Source organism: Campylobacter sp. 10_1_50, from assembly GCF_000238755.1.
Lineage (GTDB): Bacteria > Campylobacterota > Campylobacteria > Campylobacterales > Campylobacteraceae > Campylobacter_A > Campylobacter_A concisus_R.
This window is the reverse complement of sequence record NZ_JH414888.1, coordinates 565,072-583,928: the sequence shown is the minus strand read 5'-3', so window position 1 is coordinate 583,928 and position 18,857 is coordinate 565,072. Positions and strand designations below refer to the sequence as shown.

The following is an 18,857-nucleotide window of genomic DNA, read 5'->3' as shown; positions in this document are numbered from 1 at the left end:
TTTTTGCGCCTTTTGCTCGTGTAAATTTACCTTTACTTTTGGCTCTTTTGGCTGCTCATCTGGCTCAACGTCCACTATCTCATCATCAAGCTTTACTTCACTATCATCTAGCTTTTTAGGCTCTTCTTTGACTAAATTTTTAACTTCACCAGTTGGATTTGCCACAACCTCTTTTAGCAAAGTATCAAGCTTTACGACCTCTTTTGGCTCGTTTTTGATAATAGTTTGCTCGACCTCGTTTTTTAGCTCTTTTAGGTAAAAATGCTTGTCCTCGGTCTTTATCGGCGTGAAAAATTCCTGCTTGCCCAAATTTTTAAACATCTCGTTTAGTTTTGGCACATCTTCATTTGAAATTTCTATATTTTCAAGGCCAAGGTCAAATTTCTTAGCAAGGTCGATAAGATCGCTAACGCTTTTAACGTTGCTAAGCTCTTCGACATTTTGGGGCACACTTAAGAAATTTGCTATTTTGTCGCTGAAATTTGGAAATTTGCTTACTTTTTCATTGCCATTTAGAATTTCTAAAACTTGCAAAAGCTGCATGAAATTTGCATTTTCATAGAGCTCATTTTTTGTATCTTCGTCCAAATTTTCTTCAAGTGCGGCTGAAATTTTTGCCACGCTTTCGTTTTGCGCCTTTTCTATCGTCTCTTTTTGGATATCAACAGTTTTTACTATCTCTTTGACATCCTTTTCGGTGATCTTTTGACCGCTATTTGCCTTGCTCGCAGCCGCATCCAAAACCATCGACAAAAACTCGCCGTTGTTTTGAGACTTCTTCGCAGCCGCAGGCTTTTTAGTAGCCGCAGGAGCTAGCAAATCTACGTTGTTTTTCGCTGTGTAAGCTTGCATTTAATCCCTTTAAATTTAAAAACTTAACGCTTACATGCAAAATCTATTCCAAAAATTAATTTCTTGATATCAGCTTAAAATTTATAAAAATTTGGATATAATCTGCCCCTATTTTAAAACTGATAAAGCGAAAAATATCAAACTAATAAACGGAGAAACATTTGGAAAAGATACGAAATATAGCCGTTATCGCGCACGTCGACCACGGTAAGACAACAATGGTTGATGAGCTTTTGAAGCAGTCAGGAACATTTAACGAGCATCAAAACCTTGGCGAGCGTGTAATGGATAGCAACGACATCGAAAGAGAGCGTGGCATCACGATCCTTTCTAAAAACACCGCCATTCGCTACAAAGATACAAAGATCAACATCATCGACACCCCAGGCCACGCCGACTTTGGTGGCGAGGTAGAGCGTGTTCTTAAGATGGTTGATGGCGTTTTACTACTTGTCGATGCGCAAGAAGGCGTTATGCCACAAACTAAATTTGTCGTCAAAAAGGCGCTCTCACTTGGACTTCGCCCAATCGTCGTCGTAAATAAGATAGATAAGCCTGCAGGCGATCCAGACCGCGTTATAAATGAAATTTTTGACCTTTTTGTCGCACTTGACGCAAATGATGAACAGCTAGAATTTCCAGTCGTTTATGCAGCTGCTAAAAATGGCTACGCAAAGCTAAAACTAAGCGACGAAAACAAAGATATGCAGCCACTTTTCGAGACTATCCTAGCTCACGTACCAGCTCCAAGCGGTAGTGACGAGAACCCACTTCAGCTTCAAGTTTTCACGCTTGATTATGACAACTACGTCGGCAAGATCGGCATCGCGAGGATTTTTAACGGCAAGATAGCTAAAAACCAAAACGTCATGCTTGCAAAAGCTGATGGCACGAAGACAACTGGTAGAATTTCAAAGCTCATCGGCTTTATGGGACTTGACAGGATCGATATAAACGAGGCTGGCACTGGTGACATCGTAGCGATCGCTGGCTTTGACGCACTTGACGTTGGCGATAGCGTCGTTGATCCAAATAACCCACATCCGCTTGATCCGCTCCATATCGAAGAGCCAACACTTAGTGTTGTATTTTCTGTAAATGACGGCCCACTTGCAGGCACTGAGGGCAAACACGTCACATCAAACAAGATCGATGAGCGCCTTGCAAATGAGATGAAGACAAATATCGCGATGAAGTATGAAAACATCGGCGAGGGCAAATTTAAAGTAAGCGGCCGTGGCGAGCTTCAGATCACCATTTTGGCTGAAAATATGCGCCGCGAGGGCTATGAGTTTTTACTTGGCAGACCTGAGGTCATAGTAAAAGAGATAAACGGCGTAAAATGCGAGCCATACGAGCTTTTAGTGATCGATGCGCCTGATGATACGACAGGCACAGTCATCGAAAAACTAGGCAAAAGAAAAGCCGAAATGGTCTCTATGAATCCAACAGGCGACGGCCAAACAAGGATCGAATTTGAGATACCAGCGCGCGGACTTATCGGCTTTAGAAGCCAGTTCTTGACTGATACAAAAGGCGAGGGCGTTATGAACCACAGCTTTTTGGAGTTTAGACCACTTAGCGGCACCGTCGAGCACAGAACAAACGGCGCTTTAGTTTCGATGGAAAACGGCGTAACGCTTGCTTATTCGCTATTTAACTTGCAAGATCGTGGCGTGCTATTTCTTGATCCGCAAGCAAAAGTCTATGTGGGCATGATCATCGGCGAGCACAGCCGTCCAAACGACCTTGATGTAAATCCTATCAAAGGCAAAAACCTAACAAACGTGCGTGCAAGTGGCAGTGACGATGCGATCAAACTTGTGCCACCTAGAAAGCTAAGCCTTGAGCGTGCGCTAGAGTGGATAGAAGATGACGAGCTAGTCGAGGTTACACCTATAAATATCCGCGTTCGCAAGCGCTATCTAGACCCAACAGAGCGCAAAAGAAAAGCAAAACTATAATCAAAATTTGCTAGCAAAATCCCTTTGGTGCCAGCCAAAGGGGCTAGCAAGTGAAATAAAATCCAAAAATCAAATTTAATAATCTAGCAAAAAAATTGCTTTGTAAATTTATCTGCTCGTGCCAAATGGTGCTGGCTAAATTTAGTAAAATTTGGGTTTTTGGGTGATGTAAATTTATAAAGGCTACTTTTTGTTTTTTTGTTCTGGCGCTTCAAATTTGTAAATTTATTCTTGAGAAGCAATTTTATATGATCTGATGCCGTCACGAGAAATTTATAGAGTAGTTTGTGTTTTACAAAGACTATTTTTGCCCGTGAAAACGCAATTAGCTGCGGTAATTGAATTTGCTTTTTTGAATTTGCAAAAGGATTAAATTTAGGTTTTGAGAGCTGTTCAATTTGCTTATTTGACTATCTTTGTATCCAAATTTTGATAGTGGCTAAAATTTTTAAATTTGTGGTTTGAGTGATTTTGCTTGTGCGATTGTAGTGGTGTTGCCTTTGTTCGCACAAATGAGCTAAATTTAATGAAATTTAGTACTTTCTTGCTCTAAATTTGTAAATTTATGCGAGTTGGCAGAGCATGAATGACTTAAATTCGGTCTTAGTGGACGATTTTAGATGTTGGCACAAATTTATATCAGCCAGTGCTTGGCTGAGAAATTAAATTTCAAAAAATGGGCTGGTTGATGTTTATAGCAAGTGAAGGGCTAAATTTAGTTTGGATATTTGTAAATTTATCTAAATTAGTAGATTAAATTTAGACCTTGTCTAAAAAACTAGCTTTTAAAATCGCTCTTGCAAGCTGTGAAATTTAGCAAATTTTTATCACTTTAAGCTACAAGAAAACAGCCTAAATTTATAAAAGTGCAGGGCGCAAATTTAACTAACGGATCTTTTTTAGTTTTGACTTTGAAATTTTATAAATTTTTGATGGCGTATCTTCAAAAAATCGTTCATCAACAACTTCATCAGCCACGCCTCTAGCCCAAGCTTCATCAAATTTCATACCATTTTTGTTTGCACTACTTGAGTAAAGCCAGTCAAATTTGCTTAAGAATTTCTCATGTTTGCACTCTTTTACGACCCTGATCGCCTTTAAATTTGGATATAAAAATGTCGTCTTTCTTGAGCGGCGGATGAAATTTTTATACTTTTTTGGCGCTCTAGCAAGCTCACTTAAAACGCTAAATTTAGCCGTCGTGATAAGGCAAGGTTTGCCTTCACTTCGCATTTTGGCGTGGTTTATCTCCTTGTAGTCCTTGCTTAAAAAGCCAGCCGTTGTGTCAGTTTGCGCTAGGTATATCATCTCTCTTCTTTGAAAGTAAAAATATGCATGATATGATGAGAGCAAAGCCTAAAAAGTCCCAAAAGACGAACTTCGTCCCAAGCCAAAAGTAGCCAAAAAATGCGGCACTTAGTGGCTCTATGCAGGCTATCATGCTGGCCTTTGAGGCGCCTATGAGCTTAACTCCAGTCATATAAAAGCTAAATGCAAATATCGTGCCAAGCGTGATGACGGCGAGAAATGCCAGCCATTGCGCCGTGCCACTAAGCCCTGCAAACTCCCACACTCTCATATAAAGGCAAAGCACCACGCCACCTATCACCATGCCCCAGCCAAGCGTGAGCGTGACTGAGTATTTGGCATTTAGCCTTGCGGGAGCTAGGTTATAAACGCAGACGCAAACAGCACTTATCAAGCACCAAAATAGCGCTTCTGGCGAGATAACAAGGGCTGAAATTTGCGCATGAGTTGCCAAGAAAAATACACCAAGCATCGCACAAAATAGAGCCAAAATTTCAAGCGGCCTTGGCGCTCGCTTCTCTTTTAGGCAGATGATGGCTAAGATGAGAACCGGAGCGGTGTATTGAATGACGGTTGCAACTGCGGCGTTTGAGAGCTCGGTCGAGTAAAAGTAGGCATACTGCGTCATCATTAGCCCAAGCAGAGCGTATATAAAAAGCTCAGCCATCAGTTTTACGTCAGTAACTGGCGCAAAAACGGCTTTTGGAGCCTTAAAAGCGTAGTAGAGCACGATAAAAGCTCCAGCTAACAAGAGCCTATAAGGCACTAAAAAATCAGCGCTTATGCCTTGCGAGAAGAGATACTGCCCGCAAACTCCGCTAAATCCCCAAAGAACGCCACCAACTAGCGTAAGAAGCACTCCTAGTTGATGGCTAGACATTAAATTTATCTATCTTTATGTAGCTGGGCGTCTTTGCCGTAGTGAGGCGAATAAGGCCCATAAAGTATGCAGTCGCGGCAGTTTCTAGAAAAGAGGTAGGCATCAGCTCTTACTGCTAGGTCGTATGATCTATCTGAGATGGTGTTTGCCACCTGTGTGATGACAGCTGAGACTAGCATGCCAAGCAGGCTGTTTTGGCCGCCGCCACTATCCTCTGCGGCTTCTGCCTCGCCCTGCCAGAGCGTCGCGCCACTTTTTATATCGACTAGCTTTGCTTCAAGCACTACCTTTGTCGAGCTTGAGACCACGACGTAGCTCGTGCCATAGTCTTTTATGTTTATGTAAAGCACGCTATCGGCATGGAAAATTTTATCAAGCTTATTTAGTGGCACGGCTGCGATCTCGCTTGGCTCGGTTATGCCATTTTGCTTAAATGTATCATTTACAAGAGCCACTGGAAATACATAGTATCCAGCCTCGCTAAGTGGGGCTACTGAGTTAGCCAAAACCGCTGCCGAGCCGCTTACTTCGGTGCTATCGTTTGTTGGCATGAGTACTAGGATGGAGCGTGGCTTTTTTTGCAAAAAGGCTGAGTAGTCGTATGGCTCAGGCTCTTTGAAAGAACAACCCGCAAAAAATATCGCAAGAAGCGTTACAGCTATAAATTTCAGGCTATTTTTCATCTTTCGCTCCCTCTTTTTTGCTCTGCTTTTTTGGGGTTAAATTTTTAGAGCCTTTGATGAAATTTATAAATTCTCTTGACTCTGGGAAATTTTGCACCTCTTTGTCAAAATTTGCATTTGCAGCGCCTAAATTTCCATTATTTAGGTATAAAAGTCCAAGGTGAGCATAAAGTCCTGGCGCAACTTTGTAGCCCCTTTGAGTTGAGTTTTGCACTAAATTTTCTAAGCGTGAAATTTGCTCAGTTGCGTCGCCATCTTCGTTTAGATAGCTATATAGCGAGCTGCTATATGTGCCGTCCCAGTAGTAAAGCGACCTTGGGCCACTTGCGTTGCTGCACCCTGCAACTAAGAGTGCAAGAGCGCCAAGGCAGGCAAGCTTTATTTTACTTGCCATGCTCCGCTCTCTATGCCGTTTACTAGGTTATTTACCGCTTCAACTATCGCTAGGCTTAGCACCTTGCCATTTAGCGTAGAGTCGTATCCTGCGGTGCCGCCAAAGCCGATGATCTCTCTGTTTGAAAGGGTGTATTCGCCAGCGCCGCTAACAGAATATACAACCTCAGCCGTTTTGGTATCGACAACGTTTAAATTTACCTTTGAGTAGGCGGTTTGTTGCTTACCTTTGCCAAGTATGCCAAATAGCTGGTGATCGCCTGTCGTCTTGCGTCCAAATTCGGTCACATCGCCAGTTATCACATATCTTGAGCCTTTTAAATTTTGAGCCTCTTTGCTTAGCTCGCTCTCTTGTTTGAGGACTGACATATTTGATCTTTCAAGTACCGAAAATCTACCGCTTTGCTGTAAATTTGTGATCAAGATACTTTGAGCTTGGTTGCCAAGTCTGTCCTCACCGTCGCTAAATGCGCCATTTTGATAGGCTGATTGGTTATTAAAGCGGCCAATAGAAACTGAGACCTTTTTGCCGTTATAAACTGAGCCGTAGCTTGCTACTTTTGGAGTTTCGACCACTCTTGAGCTCTCACTTGCACACCCTGCAAAAAGTGCTGCGATCACTAGAGCTGCACTAAATTTTAAAACATTTTTCATCTTTATCCTTTGTGACAAAATCGTGTGTATATTACTACTTTTTTTTAAATGGCTCGAAATTTCATCCACGTGCCATTTGCGTATCTGCGCACAAAGAGCACCGCCTTTACCGCCCAGTCGGCAAACATCGCAAACCAAGTGCCTATCATGCCAAGATCAAAGGTGAGTGCAAAGATATAAGCTAGCACGATCCTGCAGGCAAACATGCAGGCTAAATTTACTATCATCGGATATTTTGCGTCCCCAGCAGCTCGAAAAACGGTCGGATAGGTGTAGGCAAGCGGCCAGATAAGGCACATCGCGATGCCGTGATACCAGACGATCTGCCTTGTTAAATTTATGGCCTCGTTTGAGAGATTATAAACGCGAAGTAGCGGCTCAAGAAGTAGTAACACGGCAACCGTGCTAAAAAGCTGCACGATGTAGATGCTTAGCATTGATTTTCTTACATAAAATTTAGCCTGATTAAAGTCATTTGCGCCGATACATCTAGCCACGACGACGCTTAGGCCCGTGCCTATCGCCATGCCAGGGAGCACCTGAAACATCACGATCGTCCCGCCCACGGCATTTGCAGCGATACTTGCCGTACCAAAGAGTGAAACAAGGCTCAAAACGATGATGCGACCCACGTAAAACATCGAATTTTCAAAGCCATAAGGCACGCCGATATTTAAAATTTTCTTGATGATCTCGTAGTCAAATTTATAGATAAGGCTCTTTCTTATGTGAAGTTTTAGCTTTATATCAAGTAGCAGATAGACTATGACAAAGCAGGCGATCGCTCTTGCTATGAGCGTGCTAATGGCGATGCCAAGCACCCCTGTGTGAAATGTGTAGATGCTAATGGCGGTAAGCAATACATTTAGTAAATTTGCAGCCGCCATGATATACATAGGTAGCTTTGCGTTTGACATCGTGCGAAAGATCGCTGCAGCTGCTGCATAGACTGCCAGAAATGGCGCTGAAATGGCTGAGAAAACGAGGTAGTGGCTAGCATCGCGTCTCACTTGTTCGCCGATATCTCCAAAGACTTTGTCTAAGATGAGATCTTTTAAAATGATGATGGCAAGGGCTATAAAGATGGCAAAAATTAGGCTAAACCAAACTAGCTGATCGGCGGTATTTCTGGCGTTGCCACTTTGTTTGCCACCTAGATACTGGCTAGCGACCACTGAGCCACCAGTGGCTATGGCGGTAAATATACTTATAAATAGCGCCATGACAAACTCTACAAGGCTTACCGCACTCACCGCACTTTCGCTAACGCTTGCTGCCATTAGCGAGTTTGCAAGGCCTAGGCTATACTCTAAAAACTGCTCTACAGCGATAGGGAAAAAGAGCCTTGCAAGGTCGGCATTTGAGAAAAATCTCTGCTCGTTTGTCAAATTTTTCAAATTTCATCCCCTTTGTAAAGTGTGGGTAAATTATAAATTTTAAAAGGTGAAAAGGCTATAAATTTTGGGTCTTATTTATTGACAAATTTGTCTTAAAGTGAGTAAAATCACGCCAGTTCTAAGTTTTAGAAAGACCTTTTTTGGATACAAAATGCACTCAATCGGTATTGATATAGGCTCAACTTCTGCAAAGGTTGCCGTCATAGAGGCAAGTAGCGGCGAGATAAAGGAGCTCTTTTTACTCCCAACTGGCTGGAGCAGCGCAGATACAGCTATGCTTATAAAAGAGCGAGTTTTAGGCTTAAACCTTGGCGAGCTTTATTTTACTGCGACAGGCTATGGCAGAGTTTCGGTGCCATACGCTGATAAAACCCTTACAGAGATCACCTGTCACGCGCTTGGGGTGCACTACTTTTGCAAAAGTGACTGCACAGTTATAGACGTGGGCGGACAAGATACGAAGGCCATCAAGCTTGAAAATGGCTCGGTGACGGACTTTACGATGAATGATAAATGTTCAGCCGGCACTGGTAAATTTTTAGAAGTGATGTCAAACCGCCTTGGAGTTAGGTTTGATGAGCTGACAAGCCTTGCTAAAAATAGCGACAAAGATATATCCATAAGCTCGATGTGCACGGTCTTTGCGGAGTCTGAGATCATAAGTCTCATTGCTCAAAACGTCTCACGAGAAAATATCGCAAAAGCGGTGATCGTCTCAGCTATAAATAAAATTTCAAATTTGGTCAAAAAGCAGGCAAATACGAGCTATTTCTTAAGCGGTGGCTTTAGTAAGAGCGAGTATGTGAGAGAAAATTTAGAAGTGTGCTTGCAAGCTAAAGTCAGCACGCACAAAGATGCGATCTACTGCGGTGCGATAGGCGCTAGCCTTGCAGGGATAAGAAATTTAAGGAGAGAAAATGGCGATAAATGAGAGTACGAGTTTGAGCGAAATTTTCGCTACCTATGATGGCGCTAAGAAAAATTTAGCCCAAAATGTCGAAGCAGTCAAAAATAGCGGCCAAAAGATCGCGGCTATCTTTTGCACCTACACGCCAAGGGAGGTCATCCACGCGGCAAACGCTTATAGCGTGAGCGTCTGCGCAACTGGCGATAATGCCGTGATCGAGGGCGAAAAGTACCTACCTAAAAACCTCTGTCCGCTCATAAAAGCAAGCTATGGCTTTGCAAAAGCGAACAAGTGCCCATTTGTGCGAAATTCTGATATCGTCATCGGCGAGACGACGTGCGACGGCAAGAAGAAGATGTATGAGCTAATGGGCGAATTTAAAGATGTGCATGTCATGCATTTGCCACATTTCAAGAGTCAAAAGAGCTTGGAGATTTGGCAAGATGAGGTCAGGGAGCTAAAGGAGCGTCTAGAGGCTAAATTTGGCGTGAGCGTGAGCGATGAGGAGCTTAGAAACTCTATCAGGCTATTTAATAAAGAGCGTGAGCTAATGGGAGAAATTCAAAATTTCATGAAACTAACGCCGCCACCCATGAACGGCAAAGAGTTGTACGCACTGCTATATGGAAACGGCTTTATCTTTGATAAAGAGGAGCAGATAAGCGACCTTGAGATCATCGTTGAGAAGCTAAAAGAGTGCGTGAGAGATAAAATTTCACCCGTGCATAAGGACGCCAAACGCATCATCATCACAGGCTGTCCAAGCGGCGGGGTCTATGATAAGATCGTGCCAGCCATAGAAGAGGCAGGCGGCGTCGTGGTAGCTTACGAAAACTGCACTGGAACTAAAAATTTTAGCAACCTAATCGATGAAAATGACGATCCAATTAGCGCCATAGCAAAGCGCTACATGGCGATACCTTGCTCGATCATGTCACCAAACAAAGAGAGAGAAAATGTGCTACAAGAGATGATAAAAGAGTATAAGGCGGACGGCGTGATCGACGTTGTGCTGCAAGCCTGTCACACCTACAACGTAGAAACTGCCAATATAAAAAGGGCGTGCAACGACGTAGATACGCCTTATATGGCGCTTGAGACGGACTTTTCTACAAGCGATGCTGGACAGATCAAGACAAGGCTCGAGGCATTTATAGAGATGCTTTAGGATAAATTTAAAAGAGCAGGGGGGCTAAATTTAGCTTTAAATTTAAAGTGGCTGACTTGAAAATGGAGAAAATTACAAAATTTACAAGTCAGCTAAAGTGAATGAAATTTATTATTTGGCTTGCTTAATAGAGCAAAAGCCACCATACAGAAGCATTTTTATAAATATATCTCATGTGTTGATAGTCATAAAGAACCGAATTCCACTTTTCATCACCATTTTTCATCTTATCATTATACTCTTTAGTCTTTTCTCTATCGCCGTCAAACAAACTCCATGCAGGCACTACTTATTGCAAATGTGCCAACTAGAATAGAAGCTAAAATTTGCTTTTTTATCTTGATGAAAAAGTATAAATTTAGCGTATAAGTGCCTGCTAAAAAGTGCAGAGTATGTCAAGCAGTCTGCCAAGCTTTTGCATGTCGTTTAAGAAAAGCTGGTTTGATTTTTGTGTAAATTCTTTAGCTTCTTCTAGGATTTTAGACTCAGCAATGCTATAAGCAAACTTCTTTTTTAGTATCTTTGCACCCTTTTTATAGACAAATTTTGCATCAATTAAACTTGCAAAAAAGCTATCATCTCTTAAGTAGTAGTTTGTGGCCGCATTTACAAATACTGGCTTTTGAGCTAAAAACTCAGCGCAAACGCCGTTTGGTGATCTAAATTTAACACTCTCAACCACTTCAGGTCTTATCTCATAAAACCTTATCTCGCTAGATTTTTTAAGAGCCAAAACGTCACTAGCTTTGTTTAAATTTATAGAGGCACTATCTGTTTCAACAACGTTTATAACGCCTTTTACAAGAGAGTAGGCACTTGTCGTTTTGTTTTGATCAAGAAAATTTACCATGCCAAAAAATGGCACGCTAGCATTTTTATCAGCCAAATTTGGCATACTTTTTATTAGTAGCTGCTGCTTTTTGCTATTTAGCTCAAAGTAGCTCACCATGATAGAAATTTCATCCTTTTTGCTAGGCGCCTTTTGTGAGCAGCCCGCAAAAAAGAGTATTGCTAGCAGCAAAACTACTAAATTTCTCATTTTATGAAGTAATCACCATCAAAGCTAACAAGCGAGTATTTTCGCTCGTTGCCGATACTCTCTTTAAGCTCATCGATACTCAAAAACTCTAGGCTATCGGCTCCGATGTACTCTCTAACCTCTTCGACGCTTTTTTTGGCGCTTATTAGCTCCTCAAAGCTTGGAGTGTCGATGCCGTATCGCTCAGGATACTTGAGCTCAGGGCACGCAACTCTGAAGTGAATTTCTTTCGCCCCTGCGTGTCTTAAGAGATCTACCACCTTTTTAGAAGTGGTGCCACGAACGATGCTATCATCGATCACGACGATGCTTTTACCAGCTAGTACGCTTGACATTGGATTAAGTTTTAGTTTGACCTTTAAATTTCTCATCTCTTGGCTTGGCTCGATAAAGGTTCTGCCCACATAGTGATTTCTGGTGATGGCTAGCTCAAATGGAATTTTGCTCTCATTTGCATATCCAAGCGCTGCTGGCACGCCGCTATCTGGCACTGGCACTACAAAGTCAGCCTTTATCTTGCTCTTTCTAGCTAGCACTTCGCCCATCTTTTTTCTCACTTCATAGACGCTTTTGCCCTCTATGACGCTATCTGGGCGCGCAAAGTAGATGTACTCAAAGGCGCAAATTCTAGGCTCTGGCTCGAAGATTTGCAAGCTTTGAAACTCGCTCTTGCCATGTTCAAAAACTATCATCTCGCCAGGTCTAACATCTCTCATAAATGTCGCTCCCACAAGGTCAAATGCACAAGTCTCGCTAGCTACGATATATCCGCCATCTTTTAGCCTACCAAGGCTTAGTGGCCTAACACCCCAGCGGTCTCTTATGGCAAAGGTCTTGTGGCGTGACTGCACGAGCAAGCAGTAAGCGCCTTTTATCTTATCAAGTGCTGCGATGATGCGATCTTGTAGGTGTTCGTCGTGGTTTCTTGCGATGAGGTGGATGATGTTTTCGGTGTCCATATTTGTCTGAAATATCGCGCCATCTTTGATAAGCTCATCTCTAACCTCGTCTTTATTGACCAAATTTCCGTTGTGAACGATTGAGATTTGACCTAGGGCATAGTTGGCGGCTATTGGCTGGGCGTCACGGCCTGAGTTTTTGCCAGCTGTTGCGTAGCGGTTGTGACCGATCGCCATGTCGCCTTTTAGTGAGCTTAAGATCTCTTCGTTAAAGACCTCGGTGACTAGACCGTTGCCCTTGTGAGTGGAGATCTCGCCGTCGTTACAGACGCTGATACCACTTGCCTCTTGACCGCGGTGCTGCATAGAAAATAGCGCATAATACGCTGTTTTCGCCGCATCTTTAGAATTTATGATACCTACTATCGCACACATCTTTTATCCTCTTTTCATCTTTTTAAATTTCATCTTTGCAGTTAAATTTCATAGCCAACGCTAAGCACTATTTTAAAAGTGGCTTGTTGTCTAAATGCCGATACTTTTGCCGTTATTTGCACCATTTATAACAATCCACATGCACTAAAACTAAATTTCATCATCTCAAATCAACTCATTAGCTCTTAAATTTTGACGCTTTTTGCGCTCTGACAGGTAGAATTTATCGCCAAATTCTAACTCGTATCTCTTTATATCATCAAGCTTAAATTTAATCATCAAGCCCCAAACTATCGTCTATCGAGTATAGACCGCTGCTCTGATCTTTTAGCCAGATAGCAGCCTTAATGGCACCTTTTGAAAAGGTCGCTCTGCTAGTTGCCGTGTGGTTTAGCTCGATAAATTCGCCGTCATTGTAAAAGCCAACCGTGTGACGACCGACCACGTCGCCTCCACGAAGTGCCATAACCGCGATCTCATCTTTGCTTCTTGCGCCCACCATGCCAGCTCTGCCAGTCACTAAAACATCTTTTAAATTTAGATCCCTAGCCTCTGCCACACAGCCTGCTAAAGTCATCGCAGTGCCGCTTGGAGCGTCCTTTTTGTGTCTGTGGTGCTGCTCGACGATCTCTATGTCAAATTCTCTTAAAACTTTCGAAGCTATCCTTGCAATTTTATTTAATACTGCTACGCCTAGACTCATGTTTGTTGCGTAGAGTATTGGCATAGTGCCTGATGCTAGGTGAAGCAAGTTTTTCTCGTCGTCATTTAGTCCAGTTGTGCCAATGACTAGTGGTTTTGGGTTGGTTCTAGCGTAGTTTAGCAGTGCTACAGTCGCCTCTTTTTGGCTAAAGTCGATGATAACGTCGCACGCTTCAAAAAATTTAGCAAAGTCGTTTGTCAAAAGCTCGCTACTTAAATTTTCGACCTCATTTTTTTGGCTAAAAGCGACGCTTAAAGTGGCGTCTTTTTCATCTTTTAAACAAGAGATGATGCTTTGAGCCATCTTGCCGCTAGCGCCGTATAGTCCTATTTTTACCAAAATTTATCCTTTGAATTTTGGTTGAAATTTAACATAAAATTTATTATAGAGAGATTACGAAACGGGTTTTAAAAATAGCTATTTGAGGCTGGAATTTAATTAAGAAATTAACATTATGGCAATTGCTATAATTAAAAAAATTGCTATTAATAGTATAGGAGCGCACCCTTTTGCCATGTCTTTATCATTTTGTGTTGAAAAAGGCGACTGCTGCATATTTTTAGCACTATTATATAATCCCCAAAGCCATGAAATTAGAAAAAAAGTAAGCAATAAAATAAATAATATAAATAAAAAATGTCCCATTATTTTATTCTCACATTTAAACAAAAATGGCAATTAATATTGATACCACAATTGCAATTAATATTAATGTCGCACAACCAATTTCTCCGCTTGCTCTTTCAATGGCAGCTACTTGAATATTTATTGCCAGAAATCTAAGAATTAGAGGAAATATTAAAATACAAAAAACCACAAGAAAAAATGTTCCCATTTTTAACCTTCTTGAAAAATTAATGTATTCTACCCCCCCCCTCAATTATATTTCTCTTAACTATTCTTAAAAATATAAATTTTGCTAAAAATGATTTATTTTAAAAGAGAAATTTAGCCAAAAATTTGGCTAAATTTGAGTATTAATGCAAGCTTTCTATGTAGCTCATAGCGCTAAGTGCAGCCACTGCGCCATCACCTGCAGCTACGATGACTTGTTTTGGAGCGTCCTCTCTGATGTCGCCTGCTACAAAGAGCCCTTTTAGGCTAGTTTGCATCTTAAGGTTAGTCTTGACCTGTCCGCCATCAGCCATTTCGCAGATAAATTTGCCGTTTTCATCTTTTAAAATTTCGTTATTTACATTTAGTCCGACGAAGGTAAAAATGCCCGGCACATCAAGCACACGCTCGCCATTTTTGGTATCAAGCACGATCTTTGTTAGACCCATTTTATCGCCAAGCGCCTCTTTTACAGTCGCACTTGTTATAAACTCGATCTTCTCATTTTTTCTAGCTTTTTCAACGGTTGTTGGCGCTGCTCTAAACTCGTCACGTCTATGCACTAGATAAACTTTTGAGCAGATATTTGCTAGGTAAAGTGCCTCTTCAACAGCTGTGTCGCCACCGCCAAGTACGGCTACCTCTTTATTTTTGTAAAAGAAGCCATCGCATGTCGCGCATGTGCTAACGCCTTTGCCAAAGAACTCGTCCTCGCCTTTAAAGCCAGCACGTCTTGGGGTTGAGCCAGTCGCTACGATGACAGCCTTTGCCTGCTCGCTCTTGCCACCTTCAAGCAAAATTTCAAAGCTTCCATCGCTATTTTTTCTAACGCCAACGACATTTGCCCACTTGTGAACTAGTCCAAATGCACTGCACTGCTTCCACCAAGTGCTCATGAAGTCAAAGCCGCTCTCGCCAGGGGCTTTTTGACCTGGGTAGTTTTCTATCTCTGAGCTAGACGTGATCTGACCGCCAGGCTCGCCTTTTTCAAACATTACAACATTTTTTAGTCCGCCTCTAGTGGCGTAAAGTCCGGCGCTTAGTCCTGCTGGACCGCCTCCGATGATCGCTAAATCAAGCATAAATTTCCTTTATTCTAAAACATTTATGGACGAATTTTGTTTGTAAATTTCGCCCCTTTGATGAACTATCTCAACACTGCTAGGAAGCTTCGTGATGCTTAAATTTCGCATAAGCTCTAGGACTGTATTTATATCTGAGCTTATGTATTTTAGTGTTGAGTTTGACTCATATCTTTTTTGAAAGATATCGATTGCCACAACTGTTTCATTTTTGGTTGGTAAAATTTCGTCTATTTTTGATTGATTTGAACTGAAGATTAAAAGCGTGTATTTTGGCTCTTTTGGAGTGAAAATTTCGCTTTTTTCGTAAAAAACTAGCTTCGCAAAATCAACAAATTTATATTGTGAAAAACGATAGTTGCTATACGCAAATGCAGCCGCTATCATAGCTGCACCAAAAAATGAACCAAATATATAGGTAAGAGGAAGTAGACTTCCTCTTCTTTTTTCGCCCATTAAAGAAGCGAATTTAGTTTGTCAGTTAGGGCTTGTTTTGACTGCGCACCGACCATTTGCTCAACTAGCTCGCCATTTTTGAAAAATAGCAATGTTGGGATCGATCTGATGCCAAACTCAACCGCAAGATCTTGCACTTCATCAGTATTTACCTTGCAAATTTTCGCTTTGCCGTCGAAGTCTTCAGCAAGCTCTTCGATCACTGGAGCTAGCATACGGCAAGGTCCGCACCATGGAGCCCAGAAATCTACTAGAGCAATGCCTTCTTTTGTTACATCAAAATTTTCTTTTGTGAGTTCGATGTATTTTCCCATTTGTTCTCCTTATTTTCAAGATGTGGCAATTATACAAAATTAAATTTAAATTTTAGATAAATAATAAATTTTATTATAAACTAATATTTTCTATCAGCTCAAAATTTTCATTTTTAATAACCAGTAGATCAAGCTGAAAGTCTCTGTTTGGCTCATTTTTCATCATATAAAAATTTATCGTTTTTAAAATTTTCATATATTTCGCCTTGTTTAGCCTATACTCCGCTTCGTATCCTCCGCTGGTTGCTTTTACCTCTATAAAATGTAAAATTTTATCGCTACTTAGCGCGATGATGTCGATCTCGCCAAATTTAGAGTGAAAATTTCTCTCTAAAATGACAAAACCAAGCTTACGCAAAAACTCGCACGCCCTATCTTCTGAGCTCTTGCCAAAGAGATACTCTTTTAGCCCCAAACTACTCCTCGATCCTCATCATAAATGGCTCTTCTTTTATATACTCTTGCTCTTTTAGAAGCTCTATCGTTCGCTTCGCATTAGCCTCTAAGCTCGTGTGCGTCGTGAAAAATAGCACGGCATACTCGCTCTCATCTTTTGGCTTTTGTAGTAAGCTATCAATCGAGAGGTTGTTCTCACTCATCAAATTTGTTATCTTTGCTAGCACACCCATTTTGTCTTCGACTTTTAACCTAAAATAGTATTTTGTCTTTATCCTGTCGCGATCAAGCAGCTCTAAGGTGTTTAGCTCAAATGGCGCTTTGTATCCAAGCATAGGCGACTTGCTATCTCTTGCGATGTCGATAAGATCGCTAATTACTGCGCTTGCTGTTGCGTCGCCACCAGCTCCTGGGCCATAGTACATCGTCTCGCCAACGACTTCGCCAACGACGCTGATCGCATTTGTCACACCACTTGCCTTTGCTATCATTTTGTTTTGTGGCACAAGCGCTGGATGCACGCGTAGTTCGACCTTGCCCTCACTTTTTTTGGCGATAGCTAGAAGCTTGATCGAGTATTCAAAGTCTTTTGCGAAAAATATATCTTCTGGAGTGATGCCTTGTATCCCTTCGATCAAGATATCTTCTGGATCGCCGTGCACGCCGTATGCGATGCTTGCTAAGATGAGAAGCTTGTGAGCCGTATCAAAGCCACCCACGTCAAAAGTAGGATCAGCCTCAGCGTATCCTAGCTCTTGCGCCTTTTTAAGTGCGTCTTTGAAATTTGATCCTTCATTCATCATCGAGGTTAGGATGTAGTTGCTAGTGCCGTTTAGTATGCCATTTATGCTTAAGATATGGTTGGCACTAAGCCCCTCTCTTAAGGCTCTGATGATCGGTATGCCACCAGCCACGCTTGCTTCAAAGCCAAATGGCGTGTTTTTGGCTAAATTTTGCAAAGCATATCTGTGATAGGCAAGAAGCGCCTTGTTTGCAGTGACGACCGCTTTTTTGCGCTTTAAAATTTCGCTCACCACTCTAAAAGGCTCTTCAACGCCGCCCATAAGCTCGACAAAAACGTCGATATCATCGCGGTTTATGACGCTATTTATATCGTCAGTCAAAGGGATGCCAGCGTCTCTTTTTTTATTTAAATTTCTAACCACACCGATGACTGGCACTATCTCTTCGCCACATCTTGCTGCGATTAGCTTTTTGTTTTTTAGTAAAATTTTTGCAACCGACTCGCCAACGGTTCCAACGCCTAATATCGCTACATTCATTCAAATTCTTTCAAATATTTTTTTATATTTCTTGCTGCTTGTCTTATCCTGTTTTCGTTTTCGATAAGAGCTAAGCGCACGTAGTCGTTTCCGCCCTCGCCAAAACCAATACCTGGACTAACAGCAACTGAAGCCTTTGTAAGGAGCTGCTTTGAGAACTCAAGACTGCCTAAGTGGCTCACCTTTGGCGGAAGTTTCGCCCAGATAAACATGCTAGCATTTGGCTTTTTAAGCTCCCAACCAGCCTGAGCAAAGGCCTCTATCATCACATCTCTTCTTTTTTCATAAATTTGGCGTATCTCTTCAACACAGCTTTGATCGCCGTCAAGTGCGACCGTGGCTGAGACTTGTATCGGCGTAAACATGCCGTAATCAACCCATGATTTTATCTTTTTAAGAGCGGCGCAAAGTCTCTTGTTTCCGCACATGAAGCCAACTCTCCAGCCTGCCATGTTGTAGCTTTTTGAAAGAGTGTAGCACTCGACTGCGACATCTTTTGCGCCTTCTACTTCAAAGATGCTTGGCGTTTTGTAGCCATCAAAGGTAAGATCAGCGTAGGCGATATCTGAGATGACGTAAAATCTCTCTTGCTTTGCGATGCTTACAAGGCGCTCGTAAAAGCTCTTTTGCACGGTCACGGTCGTTGGATTGTGAGGGAAATTTACCACTACGTATTTTGGTTTTGGTGAGCTTGCATGTATCGTCTGGATCAAATTTTCAAAAAATTTATTCTCATCTAGCTCAAATTTATCGTTGTAGTGAAGTGGCATCTTTGCGACACTTCCGCCAGCAAATAAAAACGCCTGCGTGTGTATCGGATATGCAGGATCAGGCACGATAGCCACGTCGCCTGGGTTTATCACAGCTTGAGCAAGATGCACAAAGCCCTCTTTGCTACCCATTGTGGCTACTGCTTCAGTTTCTGGGTCTAAATTTACGCCGTATTTTCTCTTATACCAGTTGCAAATGGCAAGGCGGAGCTTATAAATTCCAGCACTGGCTGAGTAGCCGTGGGTCTTATCTTTTTGTGCACTTTCGCATAGTTTATCGACGATGTGCTGCGGCGTTCTGCCCTCTGGGTTGCCCATAGAAAAGTCGATGATGTCCTCGCCAGCTCTGCGTGCTGCCATTTTTATAGCATTTACTTCGGCAAAAACGTAGTTTGGCAAACGCTCAATTGTATTAAATCTTATCTCATCAAACACTGTTT

General features: G+C 42.0%; 20 protein-coding genes. 3 read left to right on the top strand and 17 right to left on the bottom strand.

Features of this window, described 5'->3' with window-relative positions:
* Nucleotides 1-1,013: 1,013 nt before the first annotated feature.
* The gene (gene typA, locus HMPREF1019_RS07205; protein WP_004317297.1) at nt 1,014-2,816 is read left to right on the top strand and encodes a translational GTPase TypA; all 1,803 of its coding nucleotides are present in this window, start codon (nt 1,014-1,016) and stop codon (nt 2,814-2,816) included.
* An 885-nt stretch (nt 2,817-3,701) separates the two neighbouring features.
* Here the strand turns inward: typA and HMPREF1019_RS07200 are convergent.
* From HMPREF1019_RS07200 to HMPREF1019_RS07175, 6 genes are read right to left on the bottom strand one after another with little or no spacing between them, the layout of a single operon-like run.
* Entirely contained in the window at nt 3,702-4,124 is a 423-nt protein-coding gene (locus HMPREF1019_RS07200; RefSeq protein WP_009295053.1) for a hypothetical protein, read from the bottom strand.
* A complete protein-coding gene (locus tag HMPREF1019_RS07195) occupies nt 4,102-5,004 on the bottom strand; it encodes a DMT family transporter (protein WP_009295052.1) in 903 nt (300 codons plus the stop codon). The genes HMPREF1019_RS07200 and HMPREF1019_RS07195 overlap by 23 nt, the downstream gene beginning before the upstream one ends.
* 5 nt (nt 5,005-5,009) lie before the next feature.
* Nucleotides 5,010-5,687 carry a DUF799 domain-containing protein gene (locus tag HMPREF1019_RS07190; protein WP_009295051.1) on the bottom strand — a complete coding sequence of 226 codons (678 nt, stop codon included), beginning with the start codon at nt 5,685-5,687 and terminating at the stop codon, nt 5,010-5,012.
* The gene (locus tag HMPREF1019_RS07185) at nt 5,677-6,081 is read right to left on the bottom strand and encodes a DUF4810 domain-containing protein (RefSeq protein WP_009295050.1); all 405 of its coding nucleotides are present in this window, start codon (nt 6,079-6,081) and stop codon (nt 5,677-5,679) included. Before HMPREF1019_RS07185 ends, HMPREF1019_RS07190 begins: the two co-directional genes overlap by 11 nt.
* A complete protein-coding gene (locus tag HMPREF1019_RS07180; protein WP_009295049.1) occupies nt 6,066-6,734 on the bottom strand; it encodes a CsgG/HfaB family protein in 669 nt (222 codons plus the stop codon). The genes HMPREF1019_RS07185 and HMPREF1019_RS07180 overlap by 16 nt, the downstream gene beginning before the upstream one ends.
* A 44-nt stretch (nt 6,735-6,778) precedes the next feature.
* On the bottom strand, nt 6,779-8,131 hold the full coding sequence (locus HMPREF1019_RS07175) for an MATE family efflux transporter (protein WP_009295048.1): 1,353 nt from the start codon (nt 8,129-8,131) through the stop codon (nt 6,779-6,781).
* Between the two features lie 151 nt (nt 8,132-8,282).
* Here HMPREF1019_RS07175 and HMPREF1019_RS07170 point away from each other — a divergent pair, with 151 nt between their 5' ends.
* Nucleotides 8,283-9,062, top strand: coding sequence for an acyl-CoA dehydratase activase (locus tag HMPREF1019_RS07170; RefSeq protein WP_009295047.1), 780 nt, complete (start codon nt 8,283-8,285; stop codon nt 9,060-9,062).
* A complete protein-coding gene (locus tag HMPREF1019_RS07165; RefSeq protein ID WP_009295046.1) occupies nt 9,049-10,206 on the top strand; it encodes a double-cubane-cluster-containing anaerobic reductase in 1,158 nt (385 codons plus the stop codon). Before HMPREF1019_RS07170 ends, HMPREF1019_RS07165 begins: the two co-directional genes overlap by 14 nt.
* A 124-nt stretch (nt 10,207-10,330) precedes the next feature.
* Here the strand turns inward: HMPREF1019_RS07165 and HMPREF1019_RS10005 are convergent, their stop codons facing one another.
* The 11 genes from HMPREF1019_RS10005 to HMPREF1019_RS07120 form a co-directional block, all read right to left on the bottom strand.
* Nucleotides 10,331-10,477: a hypothetical protein gene (locus tag HMPREF1019_RS10005; protein ID WP_156786510.1), complete on the bottom strand. Its 147-nt coding sequence runs from the start codon at nt 10,475-10,477 to the stop codon at nt 10,331-10,333.
* A 105-nt stretch (nt 10,478-10,582) separates the two neighbouring features.
* Nucleotides 10,583-11,245 carry a hypothetical protein gene (locus tag HMPREF1019_RS07160; RefSeq protein WP_009295045.1) on the bottom strand — a complete coding sequence of 221 codons (663 nt, stop codon included), beginning with the start codon at nt 11,243-11,245 and terminating at the stop codon, nt 10,583-10,585.
* Nucleotides 11,242-12,579: an amidophosphoribosyltransferase gene (purF, locus tag HMPREF1019_RS07155; protein ID WP_009295044.1), complete on the bottom strand. Its 1,338-nt coding sequence runs from the start codon at nt 12,577-12,579 to the stop codon at nt 11,242-11,244. Before purF ends, HMPREF1019_RS07160 begins: the two co-directional genes overlap by 4 nt.
* A 271-nt stretch (nt 12,580-12,850) precedes the next feature.
* Nucleotides 12,851-13,621: a 4-hydroxy-tetrahydrodipicolinate reductase gene (gene dapB / locus HMPREF1019_RS07150; RefSeq protein WP_009295043.1), complete on the bottom strand. Its 771-nt coding sequence runs from the start codon at nt 13,619-13,621 to the stop codon at nt 12,851-12,853.
* Between the two features lie 322 nt (nt 13,622-13,943).
* Nucleotides 13,944-14,117 carry a hypothetical protein gene (locus tag HMPREF1019_RS10000; protein WP_009295040.1) on the bottom strand — a complete coding sequence of 58 codons (174 nt, stop codon included), beginning with the start codon at nt 14,115-14,117 and terminating at the stop codon, nt 13,944-13,946.
* A gap of 142 nt (nt 14,118-14,259) precedes the next feature.
* Nucleotides 14,260-15,198, bottom strand: coding sequence for an NAD(P)/FAD-dependent oxidoreductase (locus tag HMPREF1019_RS07145; RefSeq protein ID WP_009295038.1), 939 nt, complete (start codon nt 15,196-15,198; stop codon nt 14,260-14,262).
* Between the two features lie 9 nt (nt 15,199-15,207).
* Entirely contained in the window at nt 15,208-15,654 is a 447-nt protein-coding gene (locus HMPREF1019_RS07140; protein WP_009295036.1) for a hypothetical protein, read from the bottom strand.
* Complete coding sequence (gene trxA, locus HMPREF1019_RS07135; protein WP_009295034.1) at nt 15,654-15,968, bottom strand: thioredoxin; 315 nt, start codon at nt 15,966-15,968, stop codon at nt 15,654-15,656. The genes HMPREF1019_RS07140 and trxA overlap by 1 nt, the downstream gene beginning before the upstream one ends.
* 73 nt (nt 15,969-16,041) lie before the next feature.
* Nucleotides 16,042-16,383: a YraN family protein gene (locus tag HMPREF1019_RS07130; RefSeq protein WP_009295032.1), complete on the bottom strand. Its 342-nt coding sequence runs from the start codon at nt 16,381-16,383 to the stop codon at nt 16,042-16,044.
* A 1-nt stretch (nt 16,384) separates the two neighbouring features.
* Nucleotides 16,385-17,647 carry a homoserine dehydrogenase gene (locus tag HMPREF1019_RS07125; protein ID WP_009295030.1) on the bottom strand — a complete coding sequence of 421 codons (1,263 nt, stop codon included), beginning with the start codon at nt 17,645-17,647 and terminating at the stop codon, nt 16,385-16,387.
* Complete coding sequence (locus HMPREF1019_RS07120; RefSeq protein ID WP_009295028.1) at nt 17,644-18,852, bottom strand: LL-diaminopimelate aminotransferase; 1,209 nt, start codon at nt 18,850-18,852, stop codon at nt 17,644-17,646. Before HMPREF1019_RS07120 ends, HMPREF1019_RS07125 begins: the two co-directional genes overlap by 4 nt.
* Between the last annotated feature and the right edge of the window lie 5 nt (nt 18,853-18,857).

Excerpts from the sequence above, each read along its gene's own strand:
- HMPREF1019_RS07180 (WP_009295049.1), bottom strand. The coding sequence starts at position 6,734 with ATGAAAAATGTTTTAAAATTTAGTGCAGCTCTAGTGATCGCAGCACTT.
- HMPREF1019_RS10000 (WP_009295040.1), bottom strand. The coding sequence starts at position 14,117 with ATGGGAACATTTTTTCTTGTGGTTTTTTGTATTTTAATATTTCCTCTA.
- HMPREF1019_RS07190 (WP_009295051.1), bottom strand. The coding sequence starts at position 5,687 with ATGAAAAATAGCCTGAAATTTATAGCTGTAACGCTTCTTGCGATATTT.
- HMPREF1019_RS07165 (WP_009295046.1), top strand. The coding sequence starts at position 9,049 with ATGGCGATAAATGAGAGTACGAGTTTGAGCGAAATTTTCGCTACCTAT.
- HMPREF1019_RS07170 (WP_009295047.1), top strand. The coding sequence starts at position 8,283 with ATGCACTCAATCGGTATTGATATAGGCTCAACTTCTGCAAAGGTTGCC.
- HMPREF1019_RS07145 (WP_009295038.1), bottom strand. The coding sequence starts at position 15,198 with ATGCTTGATTTAGCGATCATCGGAGGCGGTCCAGCAGGACTAAGCGCC.
- HMPREF1019_RS07160 (WP_009295045.1), bottom strand. The coding sequence starts at position 11,245 with ATGAGAAATTTAGTAGTTTTGCTGCTAGCAATACTCTTTTTTGCGGGC.
- HMPREF1019_RS07200 (WP_009295053.1), bottom strand. The coding sequence starts at position 4,124 with ATGATATACCTAGCGCAAACTGACACAACGGCTGGCTTTTTAAGCAAG.
- HMPREF1019_RS07140 (WP_009295036.1), bottom strand. The coding sequence starts at position 15,654 with ATGGGCGAAAAAAGAAGAGGAAGTCTACTTCCTCTTACCTATATATTT.
- HMPREF1019_RS07125 (WP_009295030.1), bottom strand. The coding sequence starts at position 17,647 with ATGAATGTAGCGATATTAGGCGTTGGAACCGTTGGCGAGTCGGTTGCA.
- HMPREF1019_RS07195 (WP_009295052.1), bottom strand. The coding sequence starts at position 5,004 with ATGTCTAGCCATCAACTAGGAGTGCTTCTTACGCTAGTTGGTGGCGTT.
- purF (WP_009295044.1), bottom strand. The coding sequence starts at position 12,579 with ATGTGTGCGATAGTAGGTATCATAAATTCTAAAGATGCGGCGAAAACA.
- trxA (WP_009295034.1), bottom strand. The coding sequence starts at position 15,968 with ATGGGAAAATACATCGAACTCACAAAAGAAAATTTTGATGTAACAAAA.
- HMPREF1019_RS07185 (WP_009295050.1), bottom strand. The coding sequence starts at position 6,081 with ATGGCAAGTAAAATAAAGCTTGCCTGCCTTGGCGCTCTTGCACTCTTA.